This is a genomic window from Paenibacillus sp. YN15 (genome assembly GCF_003285005.1).
Taxonomy (GTDB): Bacteria; Bacillota; Bacilli; order Paenibacillales; family NBRC-103111; genus Paenibacillus_AR.
Window position 1 is genome coordinate 1 of sequence record NZ_QMFA01000002.1, and the last position, 26,527, is coordinate 26,527.

The following is a 26,527-nucleotide window of genomic DNA, read 5'->3' on the forward strand; positions in this document are numbered from 1 at the left end:
TTCGTCCTAATGCCAGCATCTCATAGATTTGACAGCTTTGCTAGGTGGTCCGTATTTGACGCTTACCATTTAACTGTCCATTTACCATCATCTCCATAATTTCCATAGCATCGGTGCTTCGGGGAGACGGCAGGATGACAGTATTAACTTCCGTAGATGCTATGGTGACGACTGCAATAAATGGGAACTCTGGGCTAACTGCGGCATATATGCGCGATATCACAGGCACGCCTATAACATTGGCCGCAATCGCGAGGTTGACGATGGATTACGCGCGCTGGATCGAATACACAGCGCATCTCTCCGGGAACGCGGAGTTGCGCGTTTTTGTGCGTCATACTCACGCAGACATTTTCGCTATTGATGCGCCTATCGCTCCGGGCGAACGTGTTGTTCTTGACGCTGACCGCAATTTAGCAATAAAAAGCGGGATACCTATTGGGCATACTGGAAATATCCCGTATCTGCATCCCGGAGAAAATATTGTGGCGTATAAGGATGTGGTGTCCGGACGCAACATACTAATCCGCATTACCTATCGTGACCGGTATTTATAAGGAGGCGCATCGTCAGTGGAAGTAACGGAAAACCTCGAACTATGGACGGAATCTGGCCGATTCGTCCTCGAATATGCGTGCGATATAAGAGTTCGCGAAGTTGTTAACGGAGAGTATTATGCCAGCTTCGATTATTTACTCGTACAAGACGACCCGCGATATCCTATGCTTGCTGTTGGCGTAGAGCTGCGTTTTCCCGACGGAGTTGCCCGTGGACAGCGCTTCAAGGTGCGTAAGGTGACGGAAATCCGCAAAGGACGGCGTATATACAAGGCGGTAGAGGCGCACCACATTGCATTCGGCCTTGGACAATATTACTATGACGGGTATATCGATTTTGCCGCCGCGAAAACGTTACCGGAAATGCTTGCACTGCTTGGCGCTGACACTCCGTACTCATTCGCAGTTCAAGGAAGCTTCGCGGCGCAGGATATATTCGAGTGGGGCGAAGATACTCGCTATAACCTGCTCCAGAAGCTACGCCAACTGTACAACGCAGAAATAGCGTTTGATAACTGCGAGATTACGCTGACGTCGCGCAAAGGCGCTAACCGCGGAACAACTCTGCGATACAATCAAAACCTGATCGGAATCCAGCGTAACACACACGACATGGAGCGGATCACGCGGCTTTATGGTTACGGTAAAAATGGACTAACCATCGAAGGTTATGGCGGACGCACAACGAAGTATATCGATTCTCCGTACCTGGATGCGAACAACGTTTACGAGGCGAAGGCGGAGTTTTCGGAGATTGAATCCCAAGCGGCGCTGCTTGCGGAGATGCAAAGGCACCTCGTGAAGTACGAGCTGCCAGCGCTATCCTACGATATTGATTTCGTTCAACTCGAAAAAATCGACCGCATATACGAGACGCTGAAAATTGTTGAGGCTGGCGACACGGTAACGGTTATTGACGATATACTCGGGTATACGTTTGATGCGCGTGCGATTGAATACGAGTATTATCCGTTTGAACCGAAACGCGGCCGCGTGGTTCTCGCCAACTTCCGTGAAATGAAGGCCGCAGATTACATCTTCCAAGCGACCGTAGCGTCAAAAAAGGCGATATCCTATACTTCAAACAATGCCATACTCAAAGGGGTTAAATATGACGATAGTTTGACCCTGGTGGACGGACTAGGCATGAAAGTAACGGATTCGTCCGGTAGCGAACGTGTCAGACTCGGACAGTACGGCGCAGGTAAATACGGATTATGGGTGGATGGCGGAGCGATTGAGATTAGCGGAGGTCTACCCAACGCACAAGTAGCAGGAGCATCCGTCTGGAACGCCAAGACAACATTGCTTACCGGCACAGGGATTTATACGGGTCAAGTCACGACAAACCAAATCATTGCCGGTACCGCTAAAATCGGATCAGCTCTCATTGACTCCATCAAGGCAAGCCAGATTGATGTGGCTACCGGGAGAATTACTGCGGCGCAAATTGAAACGCTGACTGTCGGCTCCAATGTCCAGATGGGGCCAAATGCGTACATTGCCTGGGGGAATGTCACCAATATCCCGGGGAATGTGTATAACCCTTCCTACCTTCAGTCCACCTACATCAGTCAAACCTTGATAGCAAGCCCATCCATTCAAGGTGGTAATATTGCTATCGGATCAGGCAATAACATATTTAAAGCAGACGAAAACGGCATTTACTTAGGAAATGCCTCTTTTTCATCTGCTCCGTTTAGGGTAAATATGGCAGGAAATGTGTTTGCTCAGAATGGAAATTTTTATGGAACAATAAAAACTGCTCCATCTGGTACACGCGTTGAAATGTCGTCAAATTTTGCTGATATAAATCTATATAATGGAAGCACTAACGTTCTTAAAATCTATGATGCCATGGACAGCGCAGCGATTTGGAGCCCTGCAAATGGCTTAAGGTTGGGTAACGCCAATGTTGGAGTGGTATATGCCATGGGTTCATGGAGTTTTGCTAGTGCTAACGTTACAGGACTAACACCAAAATTTGCTTAGTTCGATAGAAAAAGATCCTCTCGAATGTATGTTGTTCCTAAATATATGAAGGCCTCAGGGTTATTGGCTTCTATTGAATCAATATGAATAAGCGGCCATCCTTCTTTTAGTAAAACTGTCTTTGAGTCGGAATCATAAGTAATACCTGGCCAAAATCCATATTTTTCTGCTCCATCTCTTGATGGGAGATACCTATTTTCTCCGATAATCAAGGAAGGAAGTCCGGAGGAGCCTTTATAGTAGTCGAAATCTTCCTCAATTTTGACTTCATGTATTACGTCGGCGATTATTGGGGTATGCAATTTTGCTGTTCGTGTTTCGTTGTCCCAACCAACAACCAAACCGATTGCACCGGCCAACTCGCGCACCGGCAGATAGATGTTGTCAGCATAATTCACCGGAACATTCTGCAATTCAATCTTCTGGCCGTCTATCTCTACTGATATATCTGGTGTAAGATAGGCGGTTATTTGTTGTAAAACACCATCAGCCAATGCAGAGGTAGACAGCATTAATGCTGCTCCACACAAAAGCCCGGCGATAAACTTTTTCATAAAATGATCAGCTCCGTTTTTATCCAGTATATAACATTACGCGTCCTGTTTGGAATAGAGGGTGTGAGATTTTCTTCAGAAAGGGAGCGATGAGATGGCATCCTTAGTCGTTACCTCCATCGGTCAAACGGGGTTTCAGTGGTATATAACAGGATTAGGCAACACATGGCGGTCATCTAATTATCTGAAAGCCGGAATTGGACCAACGCCTGTTGCTGATGGACAAGCATCTGCTCCTGTGCAGTGGAGTAGTGTATGGCCTCCCACGTCGGGAAACAGTTATTCAACGCCGTGGGAGACTGCAAGCGGATTTAGTCCGGGCCAGACTTATACCGCTTACGCATTTGCGCAAGCGGCAAATGGGCTTTGGTACAACGCCGGATCAAGCACATTTACCATGCAGCGAGCAAGGCCGTCAAACTTTAGCTGGTGGAGTGCAAAAGAAAAAGGAGGCGATTTTTATGTTTCAGCCGGTGAATGGAACGCCTTAGCGTCAAGCATAAACGCCTTCAGAAGTTACAAGGGATTGGGCATTTATTACTTTACGACAGCATACAGCGGAGTAATTTATGAGGCATTTTATTTTAACCAAGCAGTATCGGCAATAAGCGCCATGAATCCACCTATGGCACCACCCGGCACCGTTTATTCCGGCCAAACCATCTATGCTTCCCAACTCAACGGACTGGTCAGCAGCTTGAATTCAATATACTAAACCATGGAGGTAGTACTTATGTCTATTGAAATTGATGCAACCCTGAAAACTCAACTGAAGGAACAACGGCTCCGGAATTTGTCGGCCCAATGGTACGAACAAGAAATGACCCGAGTGGCTTGTGAGGCCAATGGGAGGACGCAGCAAGCCGCAGAAGCGACAAAGCTCCAGCAGGAAATTGAAGTCTCGTATCAAGCGATAGCCGAAATGAATTAGGGCGTATTTGGTGCCCGACCGTCAAAAAGCGCCCGTCTGCGGATTTGGTCCGCTGGCGGGCGCTTTTTTGCGAGCTTTCCTTGCTTCAATCAAGGATCTGTCTTGAAATAATCCATATCCGGAAACACGTAGGGCGTGGCCGGGGCTTCGATCCGTTGGATGCGGGTGGCGTCGATTTTGAGGATTTCATTGCCGCCGTACATGGTGGTGCCCAGGGTGCCGGAGACATTGACCCAGGTGTCCTTTTTCAGGTTTTTGCCCAAGGAGCCCTCCACCATAAACCCGAAGGGAGCCGCATCGGCGGAGCAGCATTGCACCGCGAAGCGGGATACCACGAACTGGTCCTCCGTCATGCCCTCCTCCCGGTAGACGAAGCCGCTGATTTCCACCTTTTTGCCCACAAAATTATTCATATAAAAATCAATAGAGGTGACTGTCTCCATAAAGCCCTTGTCCTTGATGGAGATGCTGTCCTTCTTGTACAGCTTCTTGGCCAGAATGGCCAGATCCTCGGAATACTCGTCATAGGGAAAAAGCGCGTCCAGTGGATCGCCCGCCGCAACCGCGGCAGGGGCAGGCGCAGCTGCACTGCCGGCGCCGGGCGTCTGCCCGGGAGAAGCGGAGGGAGCAGCATCGGAAGCCGCCTTATTCGCCGCAGCCGCTCCCGCGCCGCCGGAGGTTCCCGCCGTATTGCCGGCAATTGCGCCGGTGAGGGTGATCCCTTTTTTGTCCACCAGGCTGCTGCCCAAGGCTTGGTCCGGCAAGAGCAGAACCAGAAGCAGTGGCACGGCGAACAGCGCATAAAAGAAGCTGTGCCCGGCCGCCGACATGGAAGCGGGGGAGCAGCTGCCGCATTCGCAGGAGGGGTCCTGTCTCCGTGCCCCCCACCAGGCGCGGAAAGCGAGAAGCAGCTGCAGCACAGCCAGCAGGTAGAAGCCGATTGCCGCCAGCTTCACGTAGAATTGCATCCGCGGCCCGATGTAGATGATTAATTGGTTATGCTTGACAAGCCGGAGAATATAGTAGGCGAAAAACGCCAGTATGCCTGTCCGCAGAAAATAATGAATTCCCAGTTTGCGGGTGCTCATAGCTCGTCCCTCCTATCCGTTATAGTGATCCGGTGACAGCCGAACCCAACCAGACCAATACCAGAAGCAGCACAACCAGCAGCAGGACAAACCGGGTCCGGAAGGAGGACAGCAGCATCAGAGTGGATTTGAAATCCAGCATGGGGCCCAGGACCATAAACGCCAGCAGCGGCCCTTTGGCGAACACATTGCTGAAGGAAGCAGCCACAAAAGCGTCCGAGGTGGAGCATAAGGACATCACAAAGGCCAGTCCCATCATAAACGGATAGGCCAGAAGGGAGTCCGAGCCAATATCCACCAGCACACCCCGGGGAACCAGAACCTGGAGAGAGGCGGCCAGGAAGGCGCCGAACAGCAGATACTTGGACATGTCAAAAAACTCGTTCAGCAAATGCTCGCCCCGGCCTGACCAGGTCATTTTGCTTTCCGCCGAAGCATCCCCCGCCAAATCCTCCCGGCGCCGCTTCAGCGGATTCCCGTCCGCCAGGAGATAGATGAACAGTCCTGCCAGAACGGCTACCGCATAGGCCAGGCCCATCCGCATAAAAGCCATTTCCGGCCTGGTCCGGAAAGCGGCAAAGGTGGCGGCGTAAACCACCGGATTTACCACCGGCGTCGCCAGCATGAAGGCAATGCCCAGATAAGCGGGCATTCCTTTTTTGATGAGCCGGCGGACTACCGGAACAATGCCGCATTCGCATACCGGAAACAGCACGCCAAGCAGGGAAACCGCCAGCAGCCCCACCAGGGGATTGCGGGGGATAATCCGCCGGAGCAGCTTCTCCGAAAGCCAGGCCTGGAGCAGAGACGAAACCAGCACTCCGGCAATAAGAAAGGGCGAAGCCTCCAGCACAATGGAGAGAAAAACCGTCTTAAAGGACTGGATGTCCACAGATTGCAAAAAATTCATCAATAAGACCATCTTCCAGTAAATTTTACTAATAGGTGAAGTATAAAATGCCCGGAGCGGTTTTGTCAAACTCCTGCCGGGCAAGGATAAAGCCCCCTCGCCTTATCTTTTCCTGCCTGAAGGAAGCTGGGTTCCGGGCAGCAGCTCCTCCCACTCCATCAGCAGCTCGCTCTCCTCCAGATCCATGCCGATGAGCACCAGATAAGGCTCTCCCTGATAGGTGCTGGAGGACCAGGTGATACGTTTGCCGGCATACTGCATAAGCCTGCGGGAGGAATTGCCGGGCTGCGCCAGATAACCCTTGGCCCTGAGCAGCCGGCTGCCCCATTGGCCGAGGAATTGCTCCAGCAAGGCCTGGGGGAGGCAAAGGTCCGCAGGCGGACGGAGGGTGAAGGTCCGGACCCGGGAGAAGGAGGCCTGATGCCGGTGGGCTGCTTCCTCCGGGGCAGATTCCTTTATGCGGGAACCGGCCGCTACCCCTTTTACAACCCGGAAGGGCTGGCGCGCCGGCGCTGTCCCTTCGGGAGCCCGCTCAATCCCGCGAAGCAGAATGTCCGGGTCCAGCCTGCTCCGCTGGGTATACAGCAAGGGAGCCAGGGGATTATGCTTGCGGACGGTTTTCTCAATCTTCTGGAGGGTATGGGCATCCACCAGATCGGTCTTGTTGACCAGAATCAGGTCGGCCACCTCCATCTGCCGCCGCAGCGTCCGGACCAGATCCTTGTCCGAGGAAAAAATGCTGTTGTACTCCAGCGTATATTCCGCATCCAGCACGGTGACGATTTGCTTGAGGCGCACACGCCCGAGAAGCGCCGGCTCCGTAAGGGCATCTACCACTTCCTCGGGATTGGCCACTCCCGTAAGCTCCACCAGCAGCACATCCGGCTTTTGGCGCAGCAGCTCCTGAATGCTGGCGGACAGCTCGCTTTTTTTGCTGCAGCAGACGCACCCGTCCAGCAATTTGGCTACGGATACCCGGGAGGCTTCGCCGACGATTTCGCCATCCACATCCATCTTGCCCAGCTCATTCATCAGAATGCCGGGCCGCAAGTCCCGGGAATGCGCTTCAGCCAGAAGCTCCAGCAGGAGAGTGGTTTTGCCGCTGCCCAGAAAACCGCTTAGGATCAGAACGGGAATGCTCATGGTCTCACTCCTTTTTGCCGATGCAAAAAATGACTACAATTTTTATCTTACTACTGATTTCCGGTTTGGGATAGTCCTGGCTAGGGAAAACTAAAAGTCCGGGTTGCCGTCTGGTGAACTCCGCTTACTTATTGATATTGGCCTGGCAGTGGATTTTATGCCGCCAATCTCGCGTGTCTTCCAAAAAACGGATTCATAAGGTTTACTCCGCTCCGCTTTCCGGGATATAATAGATGGGATTGTTAGGGCGTGTCTGAAAACCCGCTTGAGGGCATCTTTCACCGCCTTTTCGCCCCATACTTCGTTACTTCCGCTTGACGTACCCCCGGGTACGCCTTCACGAAAGTGCCTTGCCTGGAACGAAAATTCGGCAAAATATGCTCCCCTCGGAGTTATCAGACACGCCCTAGTTTTTAAGCCCGCCTGCGGGTTTAACAGATTAGCCACGAAAGAGAGCGATTAAACGTTATGGGTCGTAAGTGGAATAATATTAAGGAAAAGAAAGCCTCCAAGGACAAAAACACCAGCCGGGTTTACGCCAAGTTTGGCCGTGAAATTTACGTGGTGGCCAAGCAGGGCGAGCCTGATCCGGAATCCAACCGCGCCTTGAAGGTGGTGCTGGAACGGGCCAAAACCTACAATGTGCCCAAGGCCATCATCGACCGTGCGCTGGAGAAGGCCCGCGGCAACTCCGATGAAACCTACGAGGAACTGCGGTACGAAGGCTTCGGTCCCAACGGCTCCATGGTGATTGTGGATGCCCTGACCAACAATGTGAACCGGACGGCGGCCGAGGTTCGTTCGGCCTTCACCAAGAATGGCGGCAGCCTGGGCGTCAGCGGCTCCGTCAGCTATATGTTCGATTCCGCGGCGGTAATCGGCGTAGCCGACAAAACCGAGGAAGAAGTGCTGGAGATTCTGATGGAAGCGGATGTGGATGCCCGGGACATTGCCCAGGAAGAGGAATCCGTGATCATCTACGCCGCGCCGGAGCAGTTCAACGCTGTTCAGGACGCCCTCCGCGCTGTTGGCGTAACCGAGTTTACCGTTGCCGAGCTGACCATGCTGGCCCAGAATGATGTTACCCTCGACGGGGATGTCCAAGCCCAGTTCGAGAAGCTGATTGATGTGCTGGAGGACCTGGAGGATGTGCAGCAGGTGTACCACAACGTGGATTTGGGCGAATGAAGCGCCGCAAAGAATAAGGAGCCGAATATCCGGCTCATGACAAAAAGCACCCGTCGGGGTGCTTTTTTCAAGCTACAGTAAAGTATAACAAAAGGTGGCGGCGAAACGATGGCGAAGCAGAAATATTATGTGGTGTGGGAAGGCAAAACCCCCGGCATCTATAGCACGTGGAATGAATGCAAGGCCCAGGTGGACGGAGTGGCCAATGCCCGCTATAAATCCTATGAATCCCTTCAGGAGGCGGAAGCGGCGCTGAAGGCCGGTGCCAACAAAAGCTGGGGCAGGGGCAAGGCCTCTGTCCAATCAGGGGCCAAGGCCGCCTCCAAGGGAACAGGAGCGGCGGCGGAAATCGATTACGACAGCATTTCCGTGGATGTGGGCACCCGGGGCAATCCCGGTCCGGTGGAGTACAAAGGGGTGGACACCCGAACGGGGGAAATCCTGTTCTATGTGGGCCCTATCGAGAACGGCACCAACAATCTGGGAGAGTTTATTGCCATTGTGCACGGGCTGGCCTATCTCAAGAAGCTGGGCAGCAATAAGACCATTTATACGGATTCCCGGACTGCCTTGAGCTGGCTGAAAAACCGCAAAATTGCCTCTACCCTGGTGCGCAGCCCCGCTACTGCGAAGATTTGGGAAATGGCCGACAGAGCTCTCCAGTGGGTCAATACCAACACGTACGAGAACAAGGTAGTGAAGTGGAACACCGAGGAGTGGGGGGAAATCCGGGCGGATTTCGGCAGGAAATAGCATCTTTTCTGCATAATCCAATTGGCGTGCTGAACATAATACAGGTAGCACTTCATTCCTGCGTTGGAAGCTTCAGGGGTGCGGGAGTTAGTTTCCCCAACCGATCAGGAGGGATGGCCTGTGTTTCAATGGATCGGCAAACAAGCCCGATATGCGAAAATCCGCGGGCAGCAAAAAAAGCCGCGGAACAGCATCCCTTCGCCGAATTCCACTCAGCCGGCCGATTCATCCGCCAAACCGAGAACGGATTTGGCCCATGTTTCGGAACGGCTGGATTTGCCTTCCGGCACTCCGGAGACAGTGCAATCCACCCTTGCGGCCAATGAAGAGGCCCTGCGGGGAATGGCCGGCAACCATGACAGTGTGCTGTTCCGGCGTTTTCAGGCGGGAAGGCAGGCCAAACGGGGAGTTATGGTGGTGGCGGTCAGCGGCATTGTGGACAAGGCGGTGCTGAACGAGCTGGTTATCGGACCGCTGATGAATACGGAGCTGCCGCAGCCGGGAGACGGAACAACGGCTTTTTTGCAGGATTCCGTGTTGGCGGTAGTGGATATCCAGGCAACCCGCCACATGCAGCTTGTTACAGAAGCCATGCTTCAAGGAAACGCGGCGCTGTTTATTGAAGGGGAGGAAGAAGCCCTGCTGATCCCGGCGGCCGCCTGGAAAACCAGAGCCATCGAGCAGCCGCTGTCCGAAACGGTGATTCGCGGGCCGCGCGATTCTTTTGTGGAGGATCTGCACACCAATCTGTCCTTGCTGCGGCGAAGAATCCATCATCCCATGCTGCACATGGAGACCGTCGTCCTGGGGACCATGACTCAGACCCGGATTGTTCTGGCTTACATCCAGGGCATTATGAACGAAGACATTCTGGAAGAGATGCGCAGGCGGCTGGCGGGAATTAAGGTGGATGCGATTCTGGAGACCGGCTATATCGAGCAATACATTGAGGACGCGCCGTTTTCCCTCTTCCCGACCATAGCCAACACCGAGAAGCCGGACATTGTAGCCGCCCGGATTCTGGAGGGGCGGGTGGCCATTTTTGTGGATGGCACCCCCATTGTGATGACTGCTCCCGATTTATTGATCAGCCATTTCCAGGTATCCGAGGATTACTATGCCCGGCCCTTTTATGCCAGTCTGATGCGGCTCCTGCGGATTCTGAGCTTTTTCACCACCATTATGCTCCCCGGGCTGTTTCTGGCGGTGCAGTATTACCATCCCATCCTGATTCCGTATTCCCTGCTGGTGAGCCTGGCCAAAGCAAGGGAGGGCGTGCCCTTCCAGCTGTACATCGAGGTTATTGTGATGATTCTGGTGTTTGAGGTGATCCGTGAGGCGGGCATCCGGATGCCCAGGCCCATCGGGCAGGCCATCAGTATCGTCGGCGCCATTATTCTCGGCCAGGCGGCGGTGGAGGCGGGGCTGGTGGGGCTGCCGGTGGTTGTGGTGGTGGCCTTCGCCGGCATTTCCACCTTTTTGGTAAACTCCCTGGTGGAGCCCATCAGCATTCTGAGACTAATCTTCGCTATTGCAGGCGCGTCATTGGGGATTTACGGCATACTCCTCTTGGGCATGATTGTGGTAACCCATTTGGCGTCCCTCCGTTCCTTCGGCATTCCATATGCGGCGCCGCTGTTTCCTATCAAATGGGCCGACTGGAAAGATACCATCCTCCGGATGCCCTTGCGCCTGCAGTGGAAGCGGCCGGCTGTTTTGAGGCCGGAGGATACCATACGGCAAAAGCGGGGAGGCGAGGCGGATGGCGAACCGCAAAAAAAGTAATAAACGGTGGCTCAGGCGTTTGCTTCCGCCGGTCCTTGTACTGCTGCTGGCTGCCGGCTGCATACCAACGGAGCTGAACGAGCGTTCGCTGGTATCCATGGTGGGAATTGACGCCAATAAGGATCATACGGTGCGGCTGACCCTGGGGATTATCGCCACTCACAACAAGGAGACACCGGATGCCATTACCGTCTATTCCGTGGACGGGGAAACCTTGTTTGACGCCTCCCGCAAATTTATTCAAATCATCGGCAACCAGCCGTTATGGCCGTATATCAAAGTGATTGTGCTGGGCCCTTCCGTTTCCAAGAAGGATATTATCCCGGTATTGGATTATTTCAACCGGAACAATGAAATCCAGCCCAATCCTTATGTGATTCTCTCGAAGATTCCGGCGGAGGAAATTGTCCGCATTCAGTCCCTGCTCCCGGCGCTGAACACCGTTATTGTGGAGCAGCAGCTGATCAACCAGTCCAGGCTGTCCCTGGCGCCCAGGGTGCAGCTGTTCCAGCTGAACGAGATGATGTACGCCCCGGGCAGTACAGGCTACATGGCGCTGATCCGCAAGATGAGCCAGGATAAGGGATCATTTTCTCAGGTATCAGGTATGGCGGTGATCAAAAACGGGAAATGGATCGGCGAGTTGGGGGAGCGGGAAACCAGAGGGGTTCTGTGGGTGCGCCATGAGGTGGAGGGCGGTATTCTGAATGTTTCGTTGAAGAAGGCCACCGCCTCCCTGGTAATCAAAAAATGCAGCAAGGTGGAAATGAAGCCTGTGCTCCGGGACGGGGAGCTGAGCATGTCCCTGAACATAAAGGTGAAGCTGTCCGTCGGGGAAATTATGGGCTACCTCCGCATGGACCAGGCCGGATTGGAGAAAATTCGGCAAGGTGCGGAGAAGGAGATCGCCAGTGAGGTAAAGGAGGCCTTGGCAGCGGTACAACCTGCTTATAAGGCGGATATTTTCGGCTTTGGCTCAGCGGTGGAAAGAAAGTATCCAAAATATTGGCAGGAGCATAAGGAGCAGTGGGAGTCCATTTTCAGCAAGCTTCCGGTGGATATATCCGTAAAGGCATCGCTGCATGATTTTGGACTGACGGAATCCGTCAGCGCAAGGTAGGTGGCTAACTCGTGCAAAAAACACCGCTGTCCTCCAGGCAGGCCTATTTCGTTTCCACTCCGCTTCTGGTGATCATGGGCCATTTCTTTCTGGTGCCCCTCTATTTGCGCTTTGCAGGCCGGGATGCCTGGCTGGGAGTAATCGCCGGCTTTATTGCCGGGGCGGTGATTTTTCTGGCTATGGGGCGGCTGCATGCGCTGATGGAGGGGAAAACCCTGGTGGAAAAGCTGGACAAGTGGCTGGGTCCGTGGGCCGGCAAAGCCTTGGCCGTGCCGCTCATCCTCTACTTTTTTGTATTATCGCTGGTGACGCTTTACGGTTTTTCCATTTTTATCTCGTCCATTTTCCTGCCGGACCACCCCCGTTGGGTCATTACGGTAAGCTTTACCCTGGCCATGGCCTATATGGTGCACAAAGGGGTGGAGGTTATCGCCCGGGTCAGCGAATGGATCATCCTGTACAACATGGTATCGGGAATGCTGGTTTCCCTTGCCCTTCACCGGGAAAAGCATTATGAAAAGCTGCTTCCGATTCTCCAGCATGGGCCCGCGCCGCTTTTGCCGGTTATTATGCTGATTCTCGCGGTATTTGGCGAGCTGATTGTCATGCTGATGGTGCAGGTCCATGCGGAAAAGGACTCCGGCACCAATTGGAAAGCATACTTTATGCTGTTTATATCCTGCTTCTTCATTTTTCCCTCCACTACCGCAGGGCCGGTGGCTATCTTCGGTGAGGATCAGGCCAAGCTTTTGGCTTTTCCCGTAGAAAGCACCGTCAGGCTGATCAGTGTGGGGTTTATCGAACGGTTCGATCTGTACGGGCTGACCATCATGACGGTATCTGCCCTGCTGCGTTTGGCCTTGCTCCATTATGGAGCCTGTGTGGCGACGGCGCAGCTGTTGAATCTCAAAAGCTACCGCTGGGTCAATCTGGCCCTGTCTATCCTATTGGGGGCTTCCGGCTTGCTGGTTTTTGACAACTATCTGGAGCTGATGGATTTTTTGCGGCGCTACTACCCATATGGGGCAGCGGCATGCGGACTGATCTGCGTGCTCTGGGTCATCGCATGGCTGTCCAAACGCCGCCGCGCCCAATCCTCCCCCGCCTGATGCCGGCTTCGGCTTACCGGATCACGGCTTCCGGCTGAATGTCGGCAATAAACCACGCTCCTGCGGGGTTAGTCCGGGTCAGACTCCACCAGAACCATATGCCCTGAGGACGACCGCCTTTACGGGAAATAGCCACACGCATCTTGAAGCGGGCTGTTAGCCCATCGTCTGGAACAGAAGGAGAAGACGGGGATTCCCCGATGGGCCGGGCCGTCAGGATGCTGTCGTCCAGCCATTCCGCGGCCAGTCCCGCATCTGTGCTTGTATGCAAAAGCAGCTCCAGCAGATGGCGGTCCTTCTGGTTGACGGCTACCAAAAACAGCTGCACCGTATCCGTCGGGCTGAGGCTTTTATGGTAATCCTCCAGGCGCCCCGACGCTTTTTGGGCCATGGCCTGATGGGCAGGGTCCGAATGGGCGGAGCCATGGGTAATGGAGCCTGCGAAGTGGATGCAGAAATGGCCGTTGAAATCATTGTCGGGAATCCCGTCCCCGCCATGGGGCATTCCATGCATGGAGGCTCCGGCCACTTTACCGGAGGTTCCCACCAGCACAGCCTTCCGCTGCCAGCTCCAGCGGCCTCCGTAGATGGTTTTCATGATGGCGGTGTCCTCTTTGGTCAGGGGCTGCACATCCATATGGGCGGAACCGGCTCTCCGCTGCCCCCGGAAGGTGAGCCCTGTTTCCAGGTCGGTGATGGACAGGACGGTTCCTTTGGGCATCAGCTTGTTCGCCTCGGCCCAGGTCAAGGCTTGCCCAAAGTGCTTGTCGGCCAATTCCTGCCGGAGTTCGTTAAGCTCCGCCTTCATATGGTCCGGCACCTGAAAGGCCGTTCGGGTATCCGGCCGGTACAGCGTGAGTCCGGCTTCATGGGAGGTTACCCGGTATGTAGCGCGGGCGCCGTTTGCTTCGGGCACGGACAGCTCCATAACGGAATAGGAGGGGGCCGGCTGCAGCGGCTTATTGTCCTGCTCCAGCGCTCGTATCCATTTTTTCCATTTCGGCGAGGATATGAAAACAGAGGTTTTGTATTCCGCGGCAGGGGAGGAGCGCAGGGACAGCTCGATCTGATCTTCGCTTCCGGCGGGGGAGGGATCGGCTTTGACCATATTCCCGGACATAAGCATGAACCATAAAGCAGTAACCGTGAGCAGCTTGCCCTTCACGTTGGACACACTCCCTGTATGAACGCTTTTTCTAGAAAGTGTGCTCCGCCATTCCTTTCTTCAATCAAGGAAATCCCTGGTTGGCCTGAAAGTGACAAATGCTTTCCCGTTCGATACAATAGAGGCATGACCAATTGTTAAGCAAGGGGGGCGGATTATGCTGACCAAAAAAGGCAATGAATTGGAGCTTGAAGAAGGCGGGCCGGGGGAAAATGCGGATGTCACCGACCACTGCGATATAGACTGCGCCCATGCGGATGTGGTGGAGCAGGTGAAGCGGGAGGCAGTGGGGCTTGACCGCCTGAATGATCTGGCGGAGCTGTTCAAGGCACTGGCCGATCATACCCGGCTGCGGATTATCCACTCCCTGTTGAACCGGGAGCTGTGCGTTTGCGATCTGTGCGATGTGCTGGGCATGCAGCAATCCGCCGTCTCCCACCAGCTGCGGGTGCTGCGCAATCTGCGCATTGTCAAGCGGCGCAAGGAAGGCAAAATGATGTATTATTCCATCGACGATCAGCACGTGGAGGGCCTGTTCCTGCAGGCTCTGCATCATATCTCGCATAAGTAGCCCGCGGCTTCAGGCGGGCGTTGATTGATACATGCAGGCCTGCATCCGGAACATCCGGGCGTATTGGCCGTTTTGGGCCATGAGCTCGTCATGGCTGCCCTGCTCGATGATGCGGCCGTCTTCCAGCATGTAGATCCGGTCGGCCATCCGGGTGCTGGACAGACGGTGGGAGATGAAGATTACCGTTTTGTTCCGGGATGCCTCCAAAACCGTCTGGTTGAATTGGTACTCGCTGATGGGATCAAGGGCGCTGGAGGGTTCATCCAGAATAATGAAGGGATAAGGGCGGGCGAACACCCGGGCAATGGCCAGCTTCTGCGCCTCGCCTCCGGACAGCTCGGTTCCGGCGGCGCTGAATTCCCGGGTCACCATGGTGCCGACGCCTTCGTCCATCCGGTTTACCCGGTCCAGCAGTCCGCTTTGGCCCAGAGCATCCCGGACCACCGGCATGGCTTGATCGTCCGCCTGGTCCATCATCACATTATCCGCGATGCTGGCGGCATACAGCCGGTAGTCCTGGAAGACGCTGCCGAAGCTGCTGCGGTACGCGGAAAGCTCATACTCCTTAATATTGACGCCATCCAGCAAAATAGCTCCCTCCGAAACATCATACAGCCGCATCAATAGCTTGGTCAGGGTGGTTTTGCCTGCGCCGTTGTATCCGACGAAGGCGATTTTTTCCCCTTGCCGGATGGTCAGGCTAATGTCCCGCAGAATGGGGCCGGCGCTCTCATCATAGGCAAAGGACACCTTGCGCAGCTCCAGCGCCTGCGGGGCGGACGGAACGGACAGGGCATCCGCAGAACTGCCGACAGCCGGGGCGGCATCTGCAAAAGCCCGGATTTTATCAATGTACAGGCTGTTTTGCTGCGCCCGGGGCAGGAGAGCGGCAATATCCCGCAGACTGTTTTTCAGCGACCCGGCGGAGTTGAACAGGGAGAGCATGCTCCCATAGCTGAGAGCCTGCAGGACCAGGGTCCGGTACAACAGATAGATCAGGTACAGGGCGTCCAGAAGCAGGCTGTGGGCGGCAAAGCTGCCGATGAAGCCCAGGGCAATCCGTTTGGATGCATCCGCCTGGATCGTATGCCGCATGGCCTGGGTGGCCTGTTGCAGATCTCCTTTCAGCTTTCCGGCTATAGGGTTAAGCCTGATTTCCTTGGCATAGTCCGCCAGATAGAAAATCCGGCTGATATAGGCCCGCTTCCGCTGGAGCGGCTTAAGCGCAAGCTCCATCCTGAAGCTCAGCCTGGCCAAAACGGCATTCACCGCCAGGGTGACCAGCAGGCTGGCCGCAATAAACAGCAGTCCGCCCCGGTCCAGCACCAGGAAGAAGGTTCCCGCCGCGGCGATGGTAGCGCCTCTCCCGCACAGCTGCCGGACAATCTCCAGAGATTCGTCCATCCGTTTTTTGGCTTCCCCCACACTGACCACAAATTCATTGTAGAACTGCGGCTGGTCATAACAGGCCAGATCCATAGCCGCCGCTTTCCGGAACAGCTCCAGCTGCATGGCCCGGTACAGCTTTTCTTTGGCCAAGGGGACGAAATAGGCTTCATTCACCGCTGACCAGATCAGCTTCGCCACAATGGCCGCCGAAATAAAAGCCATATACCGCAAAGCATCGGCGAATTCCCCGTTATACTGAATCAGGTCGATCATGTACTTGGTGCAATAAGCAAACTCGAAGAATACCTCCACCGAGGAATAAACGGCCAGCAGACAAATATTGATTACATACCCCGGCGTATGCCGGAATGCCAGCCGCAGCATATACAAATGGTTGGACACCACATGTCCCGGTTTATGCTTCATGCTCCCACCTCCGACTGCTCCTCCGCATATTTCTCCGCCTGCTTGCGGAACATGTCCGCATACTTCCCGTTTAGCGCCATCAGTTGGTCGTGGGTGCCCGTTTCGATGACCGCGCCGTTTTCCAGCATATAAATCCGGTCGGCCAGAGTCGCCATGGACAAACGGTGGGAGATGAAAAATACAGGTTTTCCCCGGCAGGCCGCCAGCATGCTTTGATAGATTAAGTATTCCGCCACCGGATCAAGAGCGCTGGAGGGTTCATCGAACACGGCAATATCAAACTCTTTGGCAAAGGCTCTGGCTACAGCGATTTTTTGGTATTCGCCGCCGGAGAGGACAGCGCCGTCCTCGTCAAACTCCCGGGTCAGCACCGTGTCCATGCCCTTTGGCAAAGAAGCGACTTTTTCGTAGACGCCGCTTTTTATAAGCGCATCCCGCACTCTGTGGTAGTCGGCCGCCGTCACCGGCCGGCGCATCAGCACATTTTCGGCCACCGTCATGGCAAAAATCCTGAAATCCTGAAAGGCGCTCCCGAACAGGGCGCGGTAGGAGCCCAAGCGGTATTCCTGAATGTCTTTTCCGTTAAGCAGCACTTCGCCTTGACTGGGGTCGTACAGCCGCATCAGCAGCTTCACCAGGGTGGTTTTGCCTGCGCCGTTGTGGCCCACCAGGGCGATTTTTTCGGTGCCTTCAATACGGAGGCTAATATCCCGCAGCACAGGACTGCTTGCACCCGGATAGGTGAAGCTCACATGTTTAAGCTCCAGGGAATGGACGGGCTTTTCGGGGGCAGCCCCTTGCGGATCGTCCTTCATCCGGATTTCGTAAGCCAGGAAGCCCCGCAAATTCTCGATATACAGACTGTTCTGGAACACCTGGATCAGACTTTCCGACAAACCGATAAGAATCCAGCTGGCGCTGACCATGGCGCTGGTGAGAACGGCAAACTCGCTGACCTCCAGCGTGCGGGATACCAGGGTCCGGTACAGGCTGTACAGCAGCACACCCTGGAAGATCACCAGGAAGGTAAAGATATTTTGCCAAAAATGAACCCTTGCCACCTGCGGAGCGAATCTCCGGACAACGGCGCCGATGCCCGAATAACCTTCCTCATAGGTTTTTTTCAGCACGCGAAAAATCCCCGACATGCGAATTTCCTTGGCATAATCCTGCAGGTACACAACACGGTTCACGTAATCCAGCTTCCGCCGGTGGGAAACACTTTCCTGATCCCGGGCATACAACAGGCGGTTATGCCATCTGCCGAACAGAAACTTGCCTGCAAAAGGGGACAGGACAAACAGGACCACCCAATGGTCGATCATATACATGTTGGCCATTACCCCAATGCCGGCCAGTACGGCGCAGATGGTGTCGGCTGTTGTCTCCAGCACGGATGAAACCCGGGTTTCCGTTTCCTTGACGGCCATGGTGTAGCGGTTGTAAAAATCCGCATCCTCGTAGCAGGCCAGCTCCACCTGGGCCGCTTTGTCATACAGCTGCACGTTCAGCTTCTCGAAGAGCAGGGCGTCGGTTTTTGGCTTGTAGCTGGTCTGAACCCACTGCTCAAACCAATTGCAGGCGCCGAAAATCAGCGCGCTTGCCAAAATAAAGCAGGCGATCTGCCCGAAATCTTGGCCGGTTTCCATGGCGTGAAGCACATATTTGACCAGCACAATACTGTAAAACACCCATGCGGCATAGCCTATGGCCTTGATCAGGAATTCCGCCGCGATTCTGCCCGGGCAGATGCGAAAAACCAGCTTCAGAATGAAGAGGTTATTGGGGAAAACCCCGCCTTGTTTTTTCATCATAAACTCCTTATTCCGGAAAATGGAAAGATAGCGTTTTCTCCATTGTGAACATTTTCCATGGAACAATCAATGGGGAATTTGTTTGCCAACTGAATTGTCCGCAACTGTGTCAGAGGGGAAGAGAGTATGGGCAGGAGATTTGCGGGAGGGGCGGGGATATGGTAAAACCGGTATAAACATGTTTTCTATAAAATGGAGGTGCTTCGTTCTTGTCCTATTTCGCATCCTTTCAACTCACTCCCTCCGCCGAGCGGACCATCCGGGCGGATTGGTACCGTCCGTTGGGCGCGGCTTCTCAAGGAACAGTTTTGGTTGCCCATGGCTACAAAGGCTTCAAGAATTACGGCATGTTTCCGCGGATTGGCGAGCTGCTGTCGGAAAGCTACGATGCTGTCGTGTTTAATTTCAGCCATAACGGCGTGGGGGAGGAGCTGACGGAGTTTACGGAGCTGGAGAAATTCGCCCGCAATACCTGCTCGCTGGAGCAGGAGGATTTGCTGGCATTGGTTGAGGCAGTTGCAGGCGGTACGCTGTCCGTGGGTGGCGGGGAGCAGCCAAGGGCGGACCGGTTGTTTTTGCTTGGCCACAGCAAGGGCGGAGGCGGGGCCTTATTGTTCGGGCTGGACCACCCGGAGCTGGTGGACGGGGTGATCAGCTGGAACGGAATTTCCAGCTTCGATCTGTATTCCGAGGAAGAGAAGCGGCTGATGCGCGAGGCGGGCAGGGCCTTTACGGTGAATGCCCGGACCAAGCAGCAGATGCCCCTGGACCGGGTGATTTTGGAGGATCTGGAGGCCAATGCAGAGCGGTTCAATCTCGTCGGCCGGATCGGCGGCCTTCGCGTTCCCGCGGCGCTGATCCAGGGGGAACGGGATGGCAAGCATCTGCTGGCCGGTTCAGCCTGGCTGAAGGAGGCGCAGCCGGAGCTGGAATGGCTCATGGTGCCTCATGGAGACCACCGGTTCAACACGGTGCATCCTTATGAGGGGGACACGGAGGCATTCCTTGAGGCCATCCGCCTTACCCGGGAGTGGCTGGATCGGCATAGCAAGTAGGGGAAGCGTCGGAATGGCGGTCTACGCCGACGGGGGGGGGGCTGCGGCCAACTGGAGCCCGGGGGAAGAAGAGGGGACTGGATTGGAGATAGCGGAAGCTGTTTTCCGTTAATCTCCTTGTTCGTGCCGTGCTTCGAGGCAACCGGCTGCAATAGCGGAAACAGCCTGTCCTTATTCGGAAGGGATTTCACCAATCCGGCAGATAGCCATCCATGCTGCGTTTCCCGCCGCACCTTTAAACCGATGAAATGTCGAAGATGTCCCTCAAACGGCTTTGCCGGTTTCGAGGCTTCCATAACACCATCCGGCCTGCGGCAAGGACCAGTGTTATTTCAGGGTAGCGGAAAACTGCTTCAGTTAATATCGAAATGCAAATGGGCAATCCCTACAACATGGAAAAGCGGATGCTGTTCTATTGGAGTGCCATGTATTATCATCAATTGAAGGAAGGCAAGAATTATAATCTGCTGAAGAAGTGTGTTGCTATTAACATTCTCAATTACTCCTTCCTGCCCAATGAGCGAGTCCATAATATCTTTCATCTGCAGGAGGATCATACAGGCATTCCGCTGAATGATGACCTGGAGATTCATACGATGGAGTTAGGGAAGCTGGATGAATACCCGCATCCTGTGGAGGAAGGCGGATTGATCAACTGGCTGCTGTTCTTAAAGGGAGTAGACAAATCAAGCTGGGAGGTGCTGGCGATGAATGAGCCGATGCTGAAAAAGGCCATGAACACATTGGAATTCCTGAGTCAGGATGCCGCTACCCGCGAGGCTTATGAGGCCCGGATGAAGGCGCTGCGGGATGAAGTTTCCAAGCTGGAAGGGGCCAAGGCAGAGGGATTAAGCGAAGGTGAGCGAAAAGGGAAAATGGAAACAGCCCTCAACATGCTGGATATGGGGTTTGAAATCGCCATTATTGCCAAAGCTACGGGATTATCCGAAGAAGAAGTCCGCTCTTTGCGGCCTGTACATTAAAAATGATTCTTGACCAGTCAGCCCTTTTTTCGTTTATCTTAGGGTAGACACAGCCCTATAAACAGCAAAAAACCCTTGATACACAAGGGTTTTTCTGGATGACCTGCAGTGGGCTCGAACCACTGACCCCCACCCTGTCAAGATGGTGCTCTCCCAGCTGAGCTAGCAAGTCACATATGGTAATGCGGTAATTTGAATTTTACCAAGTCTGCCTGCTGCTGTCAACGGTTTTTGTAAAGGGTTTCAAATTCACAGCAGAGTAGTCTGGGGGCCATATAAATATGACAATATGTTCACAATTCCTTCGGAAGGTGCACGAAGCCGGGTAATGGGGTAAAATAGAGATATCCAAGGAGGCGTATATGTATGAAAACCCATAACTGTTGCGGAGACGGCATTTCCTGCGATATTCCTGTAGAGCTGCCGGAGGATTACATGGACACCTTGTACCAGATGTATGTGAAGGATTGCGAGAAGGAAGGCAAGGAGCCGCAGACCAAAGCCGAATGGCTGGAAAACATAAGCGCATAAGTAGGTAAGGGGCAGCCCCGAAGGGCTGCCTTTTGTGTGAGTCCCGCGGACAGCCCAGAAGGGGCGCGCGGCAACTTCCGGAGGAGAACATCATCTTATGGTTAAGTACGATCTGCCCATTACCAGGAATCCGCTTCAAACCAGAGCCGACGTGCAGGAAGCCGTCCGGCAGCTGACAGAGCCGCTCAAGCCTTATTTCAGCAAGGGCGGGGCCCTGCTCCAGTTGGGAAATACGGGAGCGGTGTACGAGGAGCGCACCGCCCAGATGGAGGCGTTTGCCCGCCCGCTGTGGGGGCTGGTGCCCCTGGCCGCAGGCGGAGGAGATTCGGACCTGTGGGATACATATATGGAGGGCATCCGTCATGGCACCGATCCGCAGCATGAGGAATACTGGGGGGATACGGGCCACGTGGACCAGCGTTTTGTGGAGATGGCGGCCATCGGCCTGGCGCTGTGCCTGTGCCCGGACCGGATTTGGGGACCGCTGACCCAGACGGAACGGGGCAATCTGAACCGCTGGCTGTTGCAAATCAACCGGTTTGAGTTGCCCCCCAACAATTGGCGGTTCTTCATTGTGCTGGCCAATCTGGGCCTGAAACGGGCCGGAGGGGAATACAGCCAGGAGTCGGTGGACGGGGCGCTGGCGCTTTTGGATACCTTCTATCTGGGCGACGGCTGGTATTCCGACGGCTTGACTGACCAGCGGGATTATTATATTCCGTTTGCCATGCATTTTTACGGGCTGATCTACGCCGGGATGATGGGCGGGGAAGACCCGGAGCGCTGCAGGATGTACAAGGAACGGGCGGCCCGGTTTGCCCATGATTTCATCTACTGGTTTGCCGAGGACGGATCGGCATTGGCCTATGGCCGCAGCCTGACCTACCGCTTCGCCCAAGCGGGCTTCTGGGGCGCCTTGGCCTATGCCGGTGTGGATACGCTGGATTGGGGCGTTGTGAAGGGGCTCCTGCTGCGGAACCTGCGCTGGTGGTTTCGCCAGCCGATTTTTACCCCTGACGGTTGCTTGTCCATTGGATATGCCTACCCCAATCTGATTATGGCAGAGGGCTATAACGCTCCCGGGTCCCCATACTGGGCCTTTAAGGCATTTCTGCCGCTGGCATTGGGAGAGGAGCACCCCTTATGGCAGGCGGAGGAAAAACCGCTTCCCGCCTTGGCGCCGCTGTCCGTGCAAAAGCATGCGCGGATGCTGGTCAGCCATACCGGCAATCATGTGACGGCGCTGACATCGGGCCAATATGCCGGGTTCGAGCCGGCCCACACAACCGCCAAATACGCCAAGTTCGCTTATTCCAATGCCTTTGCCTTCAGCGTGCCCAAAGGACATACGGGACTGGCCCAGGGGGCGTATGACTCCATGCTGGCTCTAAGCGAGGGGGATGACTGGTACAAGGTCCGGCAGCGATGCGAGGAGGCAACGGTAGAAGCGGGATGGATTTATTCCCGCTGGAAGCCGTGGGCCGATGTGACTGTGGAAACCTGGCTGATTCCCGCCGGTCACTGGCATGTGCGGGTGCACCGATTAGCCGCCGGACGTGATCTGACAGGTGCGGAAGGGGGCTTCGCCATCCGCTGGGAGCACCGGGTGCCCGAGGAGGCCGGAACGCATTTGCGCACCGGACCTCATGACGCGTTGGCTTCCTTCAGCTGGGGCGCCAGCGGTATCGTGGACCTGCGGCAGGTCCGCCGGGCGGAGATTATTCCCTGCGAGGCCAATACCAACCTGATGCATCCGCGCACTGTGCTGCCTACTCTCCACGGTACATTCCCGAAGGGCGAGCATTGGCTTGCAGCCGCTATACTGGGCGTTCCCTGCGAAGGGGAAGGACAAGCCTCTTGGAGCACGCCTCCGGTATTCCGGGAGAGCGGGGACGGGATGCAGGTGCTGGACCGGGAGACAGGAGCCGTCCTCTGGAGCTTTTCCACCAATTTCCCGCTGACTGTGGACCCAAGCTCCTGCTAAAATGGATAGGGATGGTTGTAAAGGATAAGGCTTTTCCGGCAGGAGGCCAGCAGAAGAAGGAGCGCGCAGCGGGATGGGAAATCAAGGGCAATTGGAAGCGGCAACAGCACGGATTACGCGGGAGGGCATTCTTTTCCGGGACGGACGCTATACATGCAGATTGGCGCTCCGCTACCGGTGGTATGAGCAGGCCCATCTGCGGGGACCCTGGGACATCCGGGTTTTGTATAATCCGGCGGAGGAGCAGCCTGAAGCTCTCTATATAGACTCGGAGCATTTTGAGGAAGAGCGGGTATGCCATTTTATCGGCGTGCCTCGGCAGCCCTCGGAAACCGCCGCCTACCAGGCCAAGCTGCGGAAGCTGGCGGAGGAGCGGAGAATGTTGTACGGCAATAGGCCCTTGTTTTAAAAGGTTGGCTGAGCACCCCGTGTCCATTGTTGAAGGCTTATACGCCGGAAGCTTGGAGGCAGGGGTGTTTTTTTACGGATTATTTTGTACGGGAGCAGAGCCAGGTTCCCCTTCATATAGGTTTAGTCCTTCTCTGCCGCGGGAATAGTGGATAATAGCCCCAAGAAAAGGAGTGTTTCTCTTTTGAAGCTGTTAGCCATTATTCCCGCATACAACGAAGCCGGAACCATCGGGGACGTGATCCGAAGCATCAAAAAGCATCAGCCGTCCGTGGACATTCTGGTTGTGAATGACGGCTCCGCGGACCATACAAGTGAAGCGGCGCGCCTGGCAGGCGCAGCCTCCGTCCTGGAGCTTCCCTTTAATCTGGGCATCGGCGGAGCAGTACAGGCGGGCTACCGGTATGCCTGCAAAAAGAACTATGATCTCGCGGTGCAGATTGACGCCGACGGGCAGCATGACCCGGCGGAGCTGGAGAGGATTCTCTCTCCCATCAGGGAAGGGGCAGCGGATTGCTGCATCGGCAGCCGGTTTTTGGAGAAGCGGGGTTACCGCTCCACATTGTTCCGGCGGTTCGGCATCCGGTATTTTGCCTGGATGATCCGTTCCACTATGAAGAGCCGTCTCACCGATCCTACTTCCGGCTTCCGGGCGGTGGGGAGGGAGGGAATCCAGGTATTTGCCGGATATTATCCCGATGATTACCCGGAGGTGGAGGCCATTGCCTTGCTGCTGCGAAAAGGACTGACCGTATCCGAAGTGCCGGTTATGATGCATTGCCGCCAAGGGGGAAGCTCCTCCATTACCCCGGCGAAATCCTTGTATTATATGGCAAAGGTATCGTTGGCGGTAGTGATGACCCGGCTGAGAGGAGCGGAGAAAACCGGATGAGTGTATACCAGATTTCCGCTGCCGCCGGGTTTGGCTTTCTGCTGTTGACGGGGGAGTTGATCAGACGGCGGAAAATCGAGGAGCGCTATGCGCTACTGTGGCTTCTGCTGGGATTGGCAATAGCGCTGTTCAGCTTTGCTCCAGGCTTGCTGGAGAGGCTCTCCCGGCTGCTGCAAGTGCATTATGCCCCTTCCCTGCTGTTTCTGCTGGGACTGTTGTTTTCTCTGGCTTTTATTATGCACCTGACCATTGTCATGTCCCGGATGCACCGGAGAATGGTCCGCCTGGCCCAGGAGGTGGCGATTCTGAAGGAAGAACTGGAGGGAGCGGCAACAGCTCCAATCCTTCCGGCCAAAGGAGGCGCTGCCCATGGTTAGTTCCCGCCGCATTTGGGAGATGCTGATGATTCCGGTGTTGGGGTTGGCATTGTTTTTGCGGCTTCACTTTTTGCGGAACGGGCAATTGGAGCCCTTGGAGTGGGATCAACTGAACTACACCAGGATGGCTCTGCAATGGCTGGAGACGGGGGTGTATGCCTACCGGGACACGGCGCCCAATACGCTGGTAACGCCGGGATTTCCTGCTTTTCTGGCGCTGATTTTCCGGGTGTTCGGATATGACCGTCCCGAGGCTGCCTTGATGCTGGTGAGAGAGCTTCAATGCTTCATCCCGCTGATTGCCGTCTGGTTTTTGTACCGGACCGGCTGCCGGCTGTTTTCGCCTGGAGCGGGTGTGCTGGCCGCAATGTTTGCCGCTGTTTATCCGTCCTATGTCTGGTCCTCTTCGCTGATTTTGACGGAGGTGATCTTCCTTTCATCTTTTTGCGTGCTGCTGTTCTTGCAGGTCCGGATCATCCAGGAAAACCGCCCGGCTGATCATATTCTGGCCGGAGTGATGCTGGCCGTGACGGTGCTTATCCGCCCCAATGCGCTGCCTTTAGGTGTGGTGCCGTATCTGTTTTTATGGATTAGGGGGAAAAAGCTGCCCTGGCTCATGATCGTAAGGGCGGTCGTCTCCTTCAGCGTCATCATGCTGCCCTGGTGGATACGCAACTGGATCACCTTCCATGAATTTATCCCCATTGCCAAGGGAGAAGCGGGCAATCCGTTCCTGGGCGGGACCGATCCGTATTTCCGGGGAACCATTGATTGGACCGCCGTGGGCGAGGAGGGACAGTTTCAGGAGGGCTTGCGGAGAATCCGGGAGGGGCTTGTCCAGGACCCGCTGCTCTGGATCGGCTGGTTTACCGTCGGCAAGTTCCGGGTGTTTTTCCGAACGCTGTGGGTGGGGGCCTATCCGTTTTCCGTGCCGGAGTGGTACTTCTATCTGCTGAACAAGCTTCATTTTGCCTTGGTGTATACCGGATTGGCCGTGCTGCCGATGATGGCGCTGCGGGGCAGATTGCCGTATGGGATTCTGCTGGCAGGGCTGGCCGTATTTTGGGGAGTGCATCAGCTGTTTATCCCGGTGGACCGGTATTTGTACGGCATGCTGCCCTTCCTGATGCTGGGGGTGGCGGGGGTTGCCGCGGAGCTGGCGGAGGCTGTGGTCAGCAGAGGAAGAATGCTGCTTCCCAGCCTCAAACGGATTGCACAGGATTAAGACTTGCCTCAAATGTGCGCAGATAAAAAGCCATCCCCGCTCCGGTTAATAACCCGGAAAAACTGGGGATGGCTTTTGTGCTATTTCACACTGTTGCCCAACAGACTTTTGGCAGAATACTCAATAATTTCGCCGCGCCGCACAATCCCGATGAAGATGCCGTTATCATCCACCACCGGCACGAAATTCTGGACCTTGGCCAGCCGGAGCAGATCCTCCATATTGGAGTCGATCCGCACTGTTTCGTGCTTGGTGCGCAGTGGCACGTCGGCGAGGGTGAAGTGGTGGGCGGTTTCAAAAACCAGGTCTTGCTTGGACTTAAAGAACCAAAGCAGGTCTCCTTCTGTCACCGTACCGGCATAAGCGCCGTTTTCCTTCAGGATCGGCACAGCCGTATACCGGTGGAACTCCATCTTTTCCAGAGTCTGGCGGAGGGTGGAGTGGGTGGACAAACAGACGACTTCCTGCTTGGGCAGGAGAAAAAAGGCAATATTCATTATTGGCTGACTCCTTATCAAACAATTATCAGTCCCATTCTCATTGTATCAGAAGTTGCGGCAGGATGATACTCAAGAGC

General features: G+C 55.0%; 25 protein-coding genes, 1 tRNA gene and 1 pseudogene. 18 read left to right on the forward strand and 9 right to left on the reverse strand.

The window, feature by feature from the left end; translation table 11 throughout:
• The first annotated feature begins 134 nt into the window (after positions 1-134).
• The gene (locus DQG13_RS02005) at positions 135-557 is read left to right on the forward strand and encodes a phage tail family protein (RefSeq protein WP_113017742.1); all 423 of its coding nucleotides are present in this window, start codon (positions 135-137) and stop codon (positions 555-557) included.
• A gap of 15 nt (positions 558-572) precedes the next feature.
• Positions 573-2,549, forward strand: a complete 1,977-nt coding sequence (locus DQG13_RS02010; RefSeq protein WP_113017744.1) for a phage tail protein — start codon at positions 573-575, stop codon at positions 2,547-2,549.
• Here the strand turns inward: DQG13_RS02010 and DQG13_RS02015 are convergent.
• Positions 2,546-3,103, reverse strand: coding sequence for a stalk domain-containing protein (locus DQG13_RS02015; protein WP_113017746.1), 558 nt, complete (start codon positions 3,101-3,103; stop codon positions 2,546-2,548). The genes DQG13_RS02010 and DQG13_RS02015 overlap by 4 nt on opposite strands.
• 94 nt (positions 3,104-3,197) lie before the next feature.
• Here DQG13_RS02015 and DQG13_RS30485 point away from each other — a divergent pair, with 94 nt between their 5' ends.
• Positions 3,198-3,818 (forward strand): hypothetical protein, encoded by a 621-nt coding sequence (locus DQG13_RS30485; RefSeq protein WP_146767084.1) that lies wholly within the window; start codon positions 3,198-3,200, stop codon positions 3,816-3,818.
• A gap of 18 nt (positions 3,819-3,836) precedes the next feature.
• Positions 3,837-4,034, forward strand: coding sequence for a hypothetical protein (locus DQG13_RS02020; RefSeq protein WP_113017748.1), 198 nt, complete (start codon positions 3,837-3,839; stop codon positions 4,032-4,034).
• An 89-nt stretch (positions 4,035-4,123) separates the two neighbouring features.
• Here the strand turns inward: DQG13_RS02020 and DQG13_RS02025 are convergent, their stop codons facing one another.
• From DQG13_RS02025 to DQG13_RS02035, 3 genes are all read right to left on the reverse strand, one after another.
• Positions 4,124-5,122: a TIGR03943 family putative permease subunit gene (locus DQG13_RS02025; protein ID WP_113017750.1), complete on the reverse strand. Its 999-nt coding sequence runs from the start codon at positions 5,120-5,122 to the stop codon at positions 4,124-4,126.
• A 19-nt stretch (positions 5,123-5,141) separates the two neighbouring features.
• On the reverse strand, positions 5,142-6,032 hold the full coding sequence (locus DQG13_RS02030; protein ID WP_258525414.1) for a permease: 891 nt from the start codon (positions 6,030-6,032) through the stop codon (positions 5,142-5,144).
• 102 nt (positions 6,033-6,134) lie between these two features.
• Complete coding sequence (locus tag DQG13_RS02035; RefSeq protein WP_113017754.1) at positions 6,135-7,175, reverse strand: CobW family GTP-binding protein; 1,041 nt, start codon at positions 7,173-7,175, stop codon at positions 6,135-6,137.
• Positions 7,176-7,643: 468 nt separating this feature from the next.
• Between DQG13_RS02035 and DQG13_RS02040 the strand changes: the two genes are divergently transcribed.
• The 5 genes from DQG13_RS02040 to DQG13_RS02060 all read left to right on the forward strand — a co-directional run bounded on the left by DQG13_RS02040 (position 7,644) and on the right by DQG13_RS02060 (position 13,130).
• Positions 7,644-8,363, forward strand: coding sequence for a YebC/PmpR family DNA-binding transcriptional regulator (locus tag DQG13_RS02040; RefSeq protein ID WP_113017756.1), 720 nt, complete (start codon positions 7,644-7,646; stop codon positions 8,361-8,363).
• Positions 8,364-8,471: 108 nt separating this feature from the next.
• Positions 8,472-9,116: a ribonuclease H gene (gene rnhA, locus DQG13_RS02045; RefSeq protein WP_113017758.1), complete on the forward strand. Its 645-nt coding sequence runs from the start codon at positions 8,472-8,474 to the stop codon at positions 9,114-9,116.
• A 120-nt stretch (positions 9,117-9,236) separates the two neighbouring features.
• Positions 9,237-10,901 (forward strand): spore germination protein, encoded by a 1,665-nt coding sequence (locus tag DQG13_RS02050; RefSeq protein ID WP_113017760.1) that lies wholly within the window; start codon positions 9,237-9,239, stop codon positions 10,899-10,901.
• Positions 10,879-12,021 (forward strand): Ger(x)C family spore germination protein, encoded by a 1,143-nt coding sequence (locus DQG13_RS02055; protein WP_113017762.1) that lies wholly within the window; start codon positions 10,879-10,881, stop codon positions 12,019-12,021. The genes DQG13_RS02050 and DQG13_RS02055 overlap by 23 nt, the downstream gene beginning before the upstream one ends.
• An 11-nt stretch (positions 12,022-12,032) precedes the next feature.
• Positions 12,033-13,130 carry a GerAB/ArcD/ProY family transporter gene (locus tag DQG13_RS02060; RefSeq protein WP_113017764.1) on the forward strand — a complete coding sequence of 366 codons (1,098 nt, stop codon included), beginning with the start codon at positions 12,033-12,035 and terminating at the stop codon, positions 13,128-13,130.
• A gap of 13 nt (positions 13,131-13,143) precedes the next feature.
• Here DQG13_RS02060 and DQG13_RS02065 read toward each other — a convergent pair whose 3' ends face one another.
• Positions 13,144-14,295, reverse strand: a complete 1,152-nt coding sequence (locus DQG13_RS02065) for a hypothetical protein (RefSeq protein ID WP_113017766.1) — start codon at positions 14,293-14,295, stop codon at positions 13,144-13,146.
• A gap of 157 nt (positions 14,296-14,452) precedes the next feature.
• Here DQG13_RS02065 and DQG13_RS02070 point away from each other — a divergent pair, with 157 nt between their 5' ends.
• Positions 14,453-14,866, forward strand: a complete 414-nt coding sequence (locus DQG13_RS02070; protein WP_113017768.1) for an ArsR/SmtB family transcription factor — start codon at positions 14,453-14,455, stop codon at positions 14,864-14,866.
• Positions 14,867-14,875: 9 nt separating this feature from the next.
• On the opposite strand, the gene DQG13_RS02075 is transcribed toward DQG13_RS02070, so the two are convergent.
• Both DQG13_RS02075 and DQG13_RS02080 read right to left on the reverse strand, forming a co-directional pair.
• Positions 14,876-16,681: an ABC transporter ATP-binding protein gene (locus tag DQG13_RS02075; protein WP_113017770.1), complete on the reverse strand. Its 1,806-nt coding sequence runs from the start codon at positions 16,679-16,681 to the stop codon at positions 14,876-14,878.
• Entirely contained in the window at positions 16,678-18,495 is a 1,818-nt protein-coding gene (locus DQG13_RS02080) for an ABC transporter ATP-binding protein (protein ID WP_113017772.1), read from the reverse strand. The genes DQG13_RS02075 and DQG13_RS02080 overlap by 4 nt, the downstream gene beginning before the upstream one ends.
• Before the next feature lie 209 nt (positions 18,496-18,704).
• Here DQG13_RS02080 and DQG13_RS02085 point away from each other — a divergent pair, with 209 nt between their 5' ends.
• A complete protein-coding gene (locus DQG13_RS02085; RefSeq protein ID WP_113017774.1) occupies positions 18,705-19,550 on the forward strand; it encodes an alpha/beta hydrolase family protein in 846 nt (281 codons plus the stop codon).
• A 356-nt stretch (positions 19,551-19,906) separates the two neighbouring features.
• Positions 19,907-20,533 (forward strand): annotated as a pseudogene (locus tag DQG13_RS02090) (Rpn family recombination-promoting nuclease/putative transposase); the annotation flags it as partial.
• A gap of 95 nt (positions 20,534-20,628) precedes the next feature.
• Here the strand turns inward: DQG13_RS02090 and DQG13_RS02095 are convergent.
• Positions 20,629-20,706: transfer RNA gene (locus tag DQG13_RS02095), tRNA-Val, on the reverse strand.
• 193 nt (positions 20,707-20,899) lie between these two features.
• Here DQG13_RS02095 and DQG13_RS30635 point away from each other — a divergent pair.
• From DQG13_RS30635 to DQG13_RS02120, 6 genes are all read left to right on the forward strand, one after another.
• A complete protein-coding gene (locus tag DQG13_RS30635) occupies positions 20,900-21,064 on the forward strand; it encodes a hypothetical protein (RefSeq protein ID WP_181592515.1) in 165 nt (54 codons plus the stop codon).
• Positions 21,065-21,161: 97 nt separating this feature from the next.
• Positions 21,162-23,048, forward strand: a complete 1,887-nt coding sequence (locus DQG13_RS02100; RefSeq protein ID WP_113017778.1) for a DUF2264 domain-containing protein — start codon at positions 21,162-21,164, stop codon at positions 23,046-23,048.
• Positions 23,049-23,121: 73 nt separating this feature from the next.
• Positions 23,122-23,457, forward strand: a complete 336-nt coding sequence (locus tag DQG13_RS02105) for a hypothetical protein (RefSeq protein WP_113017780.1) — start codon at positions 23,122-23,124, stop codon at positions 23,455-23,457.
• 183 nt (positions 23,458-23,640) lie between these two features.
• Positions 23,641-24,348: a glycosyltransferase family 2 protein gene (locus DQG13_RS02110; protein WP_113017782.1), complete on the forward strand. Its 708-nt coding sequence runs from the start codon at positions 23,641-23,643 to the stop codon at positions 24,346-24,348.
• Entirely contained in the window at positions 24,345-24,725 is a 381-nt protein-coding gene (locus DQG13_RS02115; RefSeq protein ID WP_113017784.1) for a DUF2304 domain-containing protein, read from the forward strand. Before DQG13_RS02110 ends, DQG13_RS02115 begins: the two co-directional genes overlap by 4 nt.
• On the forward strand, positions 24,718-25,950 hold the full coding sequence (locus tag DQG13_RS02120) for an ArnT family glycosyltransferase (RefSeq protein WP_113017786.1): 1,233 nt from the start codon (positions 24,718-24,720) through the stop codon (positions 25,948-25,950). The genes DQG13_RS02115 and DQG13_RS02120 overlap by 8 nt, the downstream gene beginning before the upstream one ends.
• A gap of 80 nt (positions 25,951-26,030) precedes the next feature.
• Here DQG13_RS02120 and DQG13_RS02125 read toward each other — a convergent pair whose 3' ends face one another.
• Positions 26,031-26,447: a CBS domain-containing protein gene (locus DQG13_RS02125; RefSeq protein ID WP_113017788.1), complete on the reverse strand. Its 417-nt coding sequence runs from the start codon at positions 26,445-26,447 to the stop codon at positions 26,031-26,033.
• Positions 26,448-26,527 lie beyond the last annotated feature (80 nt).